Genomic DNA, 5598 nt, shown 5'->3' with positions numbered 1-5598 from the left:
GGTGGGTGCGGTTGGTGTGGCGGTTGGGGGTGGGGTGGGGGGGGGGGGGGGTTGGGGGCGGGCCGGGCAGCGGGGGGGGGGCCCGTGGGCGGATGAGGCGGTGTCAGCGGGTCGGCGGGGCGGCCGAGGGGGAGAGGCCCGCGCTGGGGGTCGTGCTCGGGGCGGCGGAGGAGGGGGTGCCGCCCGGGGTGGGGGTGCCGCCGGGGGTCGGCGTCGCCGTGGCGCATCCGGGGGCGGCCGGGGTGCCGGTCGGCGTTCCGGTCGGGGTGGCCGTCGGGGACGGGCTGCCCGTCGGGGTGGTCGTGGCCGTGGCCGTCGGGCTCGGGCAGCCGGTGGGCGTTCCGGTCGGCGTCGTGGTCGGCGTCGTGGTGGGGGTGCCGGACGGCGTTCCGGACGGGGTGCCGGACGGCGTTCCGGACGGGGTGCCCGACGGAGTGGTCGACGGCGTGCCGGACGGCGTGGCCGGCGCGGTCGACGGCGGCGTGCTGCTGGGCGTGCCCGTCGGCGTGGTGCTCGGGTCCGTCGTCGGCTGCGCGGAGGACGACTGCGTCGGGGCCGGCGAGGTCGGCTGCGCGCTCGGCGAGGGCTGCCCGCCCGGGGTCGGGGTGGTCGCGGGGGCGCTTGGCGTCCCGGTGGTGGCGCCCGGAGTCGTCCCGGTCGGGGGCAGCAGCGGCACGAGCGGCAGGAGCGGGGACGGCAGCGAGGCCGGCGGGGTCGAGGAGGCCGGGCGGTTCGGCACGGTGGTGACGGTGCCGCTGCCGTAGTGCGCCATCCAGTTGCGGACCGTCCGCAGGTACTCGCCCGAGTTGTTGTAGCTGAGGATCGCCCGGTCGAGCTGCGCCGGGTCGGCGAGGTCGCGCCCGCCCGCGCACAGGTAGCGGGCGGCGCTCTCGGCGGCGTCGAAGATGTTGTTCGGGTCGGCCTTGCCGTCGCCGTTGGCGTCCGTGCCCCAGGTCGCCCAGGTGGAGGGGATGAACTGCATCGGTCCGACGGCGCGGTCCCAGCGTGCGTCGCCGTCGTAGCGCCCGCCGTCGCTGTCGGGTATCGCGGCGAAGCCGTTGCCGTCCAGGGCCGGTCCGAGGATCGGGGTGAGGGTCGTCCCCGCCGCGTCCACCTGGCCGCCGTTGGCCTGGCCGGACTCGACCTGGCCGATCGCGGCCAGCAGTTGCCACGGCAGGTGGCAGCCGGGCGAGCGCTGCGCGGCCGAGGCCTCGGCCTGGCGGTAGGCGGCGAGCACGGTCGCGGGCAGGGCCGGGCCGGTGGCGGCGAAGGGGCCGGCGGTGGGCGCGCCGGGCACCGTGCCGGGCGGCTGCGGCAGTTGGACGGTGCCGCCGCCGTCGGCCGGGAGGCCGGTGCCGAAGGTGCTGCCGGCGCCGGCGGTCGGGCCGCCACCGGCCGGTGAGCCGGCGGTGTCCGGCGCCGTCACGGCGTCGGCGGCCGCGACCGGGGCGAGCCCGAAGCCCGTCACCTGGGAGCCCGTCAGCGCGGCGAGTGCGGTGAAGGCCGCAGCCGTCCCCGTGACCCGCTTGCCGAGCCGCAGCCCGCGCCCGCCCTGCACCTTGCCGAACCTCGCCGTCATACCGTGCCCCTCCCCGTAGCCGTCCCGGCCCTCCCGGAACGGATGAACCGCCGTCATCGTGCCTGCCGCCGGCCGGCGGCTCCCACAGTCGCAACGATTAGTATCACGACGATCTGACGCGACAGGGGTGGCCGGAGGTTGCCCCGGCCCGGCACCGGCGTCACAAGCCGCACGTCACCAGGGGCGGGGGAACTGCCGCTCGGGCTCGGTTCGGGGCCGGATCCGCGCCGCGGCCGGGCGGGCCGACGGCCATGCCGGGTAAGCGAGTTGGCGTGCGCGCGCGTCCCCCGCAGGTTCCGTCCGCAGGCCCGGTGGCGGCGCCGGAGGGGTGTCCGGGTCGGGTGTCGGCGGCATATCCCCTTTCTGCCAAGGGAGTTGACCGGGGGCGTGCCGGTGGTGGGCCGGGCGTGCAGGGGCCCGGACCGGCGGTCCGGGGCGCGGGGGTGGTGCGTGCGCGTCGTTCCGGGCTCCCCGGCGGCGCCCGCCGTCGACCCTCCTGACCTGCGTGGATACCGGCCGCCGGGTGGGTGTTTCCCTACCAGGGCGGGCGTGCGGACGCCAGGGGGCGGCCCCAACTCGCCCCTGGACGGGTGACGTTCTGGTGAAAAGGGCATGCCAGGAATCTCCGCCCGGCATGCTGTGCCCCGTGACCATGCGGATGGAGGCCCGGACTGTGAGCGCGAACCTGCCCGAGACCGTCGCCGAGGGAGCGGTCGTCCTGCCGACCCCCCCTCGGGTGGTCGACGACCTGGCCCGCGACCTGACCCAGGCCGCGGCCGCCGTCCGGGCGGTCTCGCGGGTCGCCCGCAGCGGTGGGGACCTCGCCGTCGCCGCGTACACCGCCGTGGTGTGCACCGGGCGTTCGGCCGCCCGCGTACTGGAGGAGGCCGCCGCCTGGTGCCGGCAGGCCCCCGGGGCCGAGGTGCACTCGCTGGCCTGGGCCCGGGTGCCGGGGCACCGCGAGGACGTGGACGAGTACCGCGTCACCCTCGCCGTCAGCTTCCCCGACGACGAGACCGGCGAGCACCTCGGCGACACCCATCGTGTCCGCCGGTGAGGAAGCCGGTGAGGAATCCGTAGGATGATCCCCATGGGTGATGGGGACACGAAGCAGCTGACGGGCGACCAGGCGCAGGACGCGACGGGCGACGGCCCACGAGAGCTCTCGCGGGCCGCCGCCGTGGCCGTCACGGTGCTCGCCGCCCTCTGCGGCGCCGCCGTCCTGCTGGCCGTCTTCCACTGGCTGGGCTGGAGCGTCCCCTGGGTCGGCTGGATCGTCGCCAAGGCCGGCATCAAGCTCGCCGTCGGGGGCTTCGCCGGGCTCGCCGCCGCCTTCGCCTGGCTCCGGTCGCGGTTGGGGCGTTCGGCGAGCGACTCGCCGTCCTGACGGCGCTCCAGGGCCCGTCCGGGCCGGCCGCGCGTCAGTCGGAACGGCCCAGCAGCATCATGAAGAGCGCGTAGTTCGGGATCCGGCTGACCGCGGTGTTCGACAGCGAGAGGAACTTGCCGTCCTTCTTGACCACCAGGTAGCCGTTGACCACGCTGATCGACTTGATGTCGGACCAGGGCACGAAACCGCGCTTCACCGTGCTCAGTCCGGCCGAGCTGACCAGCAGGTCACCGAAGGCCAGTTCCTCTCCGTCCGCCAGTGAGGCCCGGGCCCCGGACAGCTGGGTGGCCGCGACGTAGTGTGCGGCGGTCTCGCCCAACTCCGCCCACCTGCCCAGCTGGGTGCCTTTGTCCCCGCCGCTGAGCTTGGCGCGCCGCGGGTCGCGGTACTTGCCGTCGATCGTGAACGTCTCCCCGTCGTCCCGGGTGAACTGGTAGGAGAAGTCCGTTTCGGTGTAGATGCTGTGCGTGTAGTGGGCGACGGTCGACTGCATCACGGTCGAGACCTCGTCCCAGCGGAAGACCGTGAGCTGCAGGCCGCCGCCCTCGTGCACCAGGCCGTGGTCGAAGTGGTAGACCCGGAGCTTCTCCTGCTCGCGCGGCTGGCCGAAGAGTCGCGTCTTCGTCAGCACCAGGAAGCACTGGCGCAGCAGGCCGAGGTCGGCCTCCTGCGCCTGCTCGGCCACTGCGGCGGTGATCTGGGTATCCGTGGTCTCGACGACCTTCACCATGGCGCGCTCCTGTGTGTGGCGACTACGTCCATCGCAGTATTCCCCGGAGCCGGGAGTGGTGAGGCACAACAGCGCCCGCCCGCTTGGACTTTGGCAGTCTTTCGGCCAATCGCGCCCCGCTGGGCCTCACCCGACGCGCGCTTCGACGGCCGCGGTGGAGCGGCCAGGCGCTCAACCCGCCTGCGGGGTGGGGCAGACGAGGTCGCGCTCGGGGGCGCGGTCGCCCAGCAGGTAGCTCTCGACGACGTTCGTGACGCAGGAGTTGGCGGTGGGGTACTGGCCGTGGTCGCCGCTCCCGGTGACGGTCACCAGCTTGGAGCCGCGCAGCGCGCGGTGCGCGCCGAGCGCCGCCTCGTAGTACGTCGCCGGGTCGTGCACCGAGTTGAGCATCAGCACCGTCGGCAGGTGGGCGCCGGTCACCTTGACCTTGGGGGCGGGCGCGGTCGGCCAGGACGCGCAGACCGCGCTGAAGGCCAGCGTGCGGGCGCCCACCAGCGGATAGCGCGCGGTGTTCTCCGCGCCGCGCTGGACCCAGGTGTCCATGTCCGTGGTCCACGGGGTGTCGTTGCAGGTCACCGAGAAGTACTCGGCGAGGAACTCCGGGCTGAGGTACTGGCCGAACAGCCGCCCGGCCATCGCCTTGGCCGCGGGGTCGGCCCCCTGCCAGTCGTCGACGGCGGTCAGGGCCTGGGCGAGGAAGGGGAAGGTCTCCCGCTCGTAGATCGCGCTGATCGCGCCGTTGTCCAGCTGGTTCGGGCCGATCGTCAGGGAGCCGTCGATGATGGGCTGGTCGTGCAGCGCGGCGCGCCGCTGCTCCCAGCGCGCCTGCACCTCCTCGGGGGTGGAGCCCCAGTGGTAGGTGGCGTCGCGGGCCGCCAGCCACGGCACGAAGTCCTCGTCGAAGCGGCGCTGGAAGCTCATCGGCTGGCCCAGTTCGAACTTCTCCCAGGTGCCGTCGAAGCCGATGTTGCTGTCCAGGACCATCCGCTCGACCCGGTGCGGGAAGAGCGTTCCGTAGTAGGCCCCGATCATCGAGGCGTAGGACGGGCCGAAGTAGCTGAGCTTCTGCTCGCCGAGCAGGCCGCGGAACAGGTCGATGTCGTGGGCGGTCTGCTCGGTGTTCAGGTAGGGCAGCAGGTCGCCTGTGCGCTCCTGGCAACTGGCGGCCAGCTTCTTGGAGTTGGCGACCACCCGGGCGATCGCCGCCGGGGACTGGTCGCGGAAGTCGCCGGCCAGGAAGTCCTGGAACTCCTCCGGCGTCTGGCACACGGCCCGGGTGCTCTCGCCGACCCCGCGCTGGTCGAAGCCCACGATGTCGTACGCGGCGCCGACGGCCGGGGCGGCGGTGGCCAGGTTCGCCGGGCGCAGCAGGCCCGAGGCGCCGGGGCCGCCGGCGGCCATCAGTAGCGTGCCCTTGCGCTTGGCCGGGTCGCCGGCGCGGTGTCGGGAGACGGCGATCGTCACGTCGGCGCCGGCGTCGGCGTGGTGCCAGTCGCGCGGGGCGGTCATGGTGGCGCAGTCCAGCGCCGGTTGCTTGGCGCAGGGCTGCCAGGCGAGGGTCTGGTGGGTGTAGCGGGCGGGGGCGACCTCGGCGTCGCCCGGGTTCCGGCCGGCGTCCGGGGCGGCGCTGGCGGTGGCCGGCACGGCGAGGCCGGCCAGGACGGCGGCGGCGACGGCCACGGCGGCGCGCCGGGTGCGGGAGGCGGTGGCGCCGGCCGCCGGGGTGTGCGAGGCGGTGGTGTTCGGTGCGGTGGTGCTCGGCGCGGTGGTGTTCGGCGTGATGGCGTGCGAGGCCGTGGTGTTCGATGCGTTGGTGTTCACGGGAATGATCCTGTCCGAGCCCGCCCTGACGGTCGATCATGCGGGGTTCCGTGTCCGGGGTGGTGCTGGGTACACCCC

5 protein-coding genes are annotated in these 5598 nt (G+C 74.7%); 2 read left to right on the top strand and 3 right to left on the bottom strand.

Features of this window, described 5'->3' with window-relative positions; genetic code table 11:
- Nucleotides 1–103 precede the first annotated feature (103 nt).
- The gene (locus ACFV61_RS33935; protein WP_380495931.1) at nt 104–1579 is read right to left on the bottom strand and encodes a lytic transglycosylase domain-containing protein; all 1476 of its coding nucleotides are present in this window, start codon (nt 1577–1579) and stop codon (nt 104–106) included.
- A gap of 673 nt (nt 1580–2252) precedes the next feature.
- Between ACFV61_RS33935 and ACFV61_RS33930 the strand changes: the two genes are divergently transcribed.
- Nucleotides 2253–2636: a hypothetical protein gene (locus ACFV61_RS33930; protein ID WP_380495928.1), complete on the top strand. Its 384-nt coding sequence runs from the start codon at nt 2253–2255 to the stop codon at nt 2634–2636.
- Nucleotides 2637–2669: 33 nt separating this feature from the next.
- The gene (locus ACFV61_RS33925; protein ID WP_380495926.1) at nt 2670–2966 is read left to right on the top strand and encodes a hypothetical protein; all 297 of its coding nucleotides are present in this window, start codon (nt 2670–2672) and stop codon (nt 2964–2966) included.
- Between the two features lie 34 nt (nt 2967–3000).
- On the opposite strand, the gene ACFV61_RS33920 is transcribed toward ACFV61_RS33925, so the two are convergent.
- Nucleotides 3001–3699, bottom strand: coding sequence for a DUF6585 family protein (locus ACFV61_RS33920; protein WP_380495924.1), 699 nt, complete (start codon nt 3697–3699; stop codon nt 3001–3003).
- Between the two features lie 171 nt (nt 3700–3870).
- Entirely contained in the window at nt 3871–5520 is a 1650-nt protein-coding gene (locus ACFV61_RS33915) for an alpha/beta hydrolase (RefSeq protein WP_380495922.1), read from the bottom strand.
- Nucleotides 5521–5598: the final 78 nt, after the last annotated feature.

The organism is Kitasatospora sp. NPDC059817 (genome assembly GCF_042731835.1).
GTDB lineage: Bacteria > Actinomycetota > Actinomycetes > Streptomycetales > Streptomycetaceae > Kitasatospora.
Note: the sequence above shows the minus strand (reverse complement) of the source record. Positions and strands in the feature narration are given on the sequence as shown.